Annotated in this window: 1 protein-coding gene; it reads right to left on the reverse strand. The window is 51.9% G+C overall.

Annotated elements, in window-relative coordinates:
* Window positions 1-25: 25 nt before the first annotated feature.
* The coding region (locus tag SAY88_RS25090) for a hypothetical protein (RefSeq protein WP_332635146.1) at window positions 26-270 on the reverse strand (245 nt) is incomplete at its 5' end.

Genomic DNA, 270 nt, shown 5'->3' on the forward strand with positions numbered 1-270 from the left:
TGAGAACATTCATGGTTCTCCTCCTTCATATCATCTCAAAACTTGATCGCTTCACGTTCCGGACTGCATCCATCCGGAGAAAGGCCTTCCTCGGTACCCGTTCCCCCGCGGGAAGCCGTTTCGATCCTATCGGAATGCGTGCCCATTCGCCTATCCCGATATCCTTCAAAGCGGTTCCTGCCGACCGAACGGCGGTTTCAGGCCGTTTCCCCTCGTTTTTGCATTTTTTCCCGGAAGTGACGTCGAATATTTTGAAGTTTATCACCCTCT

The sequence above is a fragment of the Halalkalibacter flavus genome (assembly GCF_036663575.1).
In the GTDB taxonomy this organism is placed as follows: Bacteria; Bacillota; Bacilli; order Bacillales; family Bacillaceae_D; genus Halalkalibacter; species Halalkalibacter flavus.